The 1037-nt window shown below is 63.1% G+C and carries 1 pseudogene; it reads left to right on the top strand.

Annotated features, from left to right (window positions below):
• Positions 1-1037 (top strand): annotated as a pseudogene (locus MKD38_RS30665) (IS4 family transposase); the annotation flags it as partial.

Below are 1037 nucleotides of genomic sequence, written 5' to 3'. Positions count from 1 at the left end.
ACGAGTTGGGCAGCGGCGGAATTCAAGGACATTGACTTGGGCGACCAGCGCCTGAACAAGCGGGCGGTGCTGCTAGCGGAGCGGCTCGCAGAGAAGCCGACGGCAAGCATACCCAGCGCATGCGGCGGCTGGGAGGAAACGGCTGCGGCGTACCGCTTCCTGGCTCAGGATGAACTGGACTGGCGCGATATTCTGGCGCCCCACTGGCAGAGTTCAGCCGAGCGGATGCGAGCTTGCGAAGTGGTGCTATGCATCCAAGACACGACGGAGCTGGACTTTAACGGCCAGGCCATCGCAGGCCTGGGACCGCTGTCGTATGAGGCGCAACGTGGGCTATATCTGCACCCGACTTACGCGGTAACGCCAGCGCGCGAACCGCTGGGCGTGCTTGACGCCTACATGTGGGCGCGCGAGCCCAAGGGTGCGGATGGCGTTCGCCCCGGCATCAAGGAAAGTACCATTGGACCGAAGGATATGAGCGGGTTGCCGAACAGGCGACCGCACTGCCTGCCACGCGACTCGTCTATGTGACTGACAGAGAGTCGGACATCATGGCGTTGATGATCAAGGCAAAGGAGTTGGGCCACCCGGCGGATTGGCTACTGCGCTCGCAGCACAATCGCACCTTGCCTGGCGGCGGCAAGCTGTGGGAGCAAGTAACTGCGGGTGAGCCAGTGGGCAGGATTCACTTCACGCTGGCAGCCCGTCAGGCTCAGCCGGCGCGCGCGGTACGGCAGCAGGTGTGGGCGCAACGTGTTGCGTTGCCTGACGCTGCAGGCGGCGTGGTGAGTGCCACTTGTATTGTCGCCCGGGAGGTCGACCCGCCGGCAGGCGTCAAGCCGATTGAATGGCGACTGCTGAGTAATCGCGAGGTGAACGACCTTGACGCGGCCGCGCAGCTTATTGACTGGTACCGCGCGCGTTGGGAGGTGGAATTGTTCTTTCATGTGCTCAAGAACGGCTGTCGAGTCGAGGCGTTGCAACTTGCATCGATGGCACGGCTTGAGCGTGCCTTGGCGCTGTTCATGGTGGTGGCA

The sequence above is a fragment of the Cupriavidus sp. WGlv3 genome (assembly GCF_023952475.1).
Taxonomy (GTDB): domain Bacteria; phylum Pseudomonadota; class Gammaproteobacteria; order Burkholderiales; family Burkholderiaceae; genus Cupriavidus; species Cupriavidus phytorum.
This window is presented reverse-complemented; position numbering and strand designations above follow the sequence as displayed.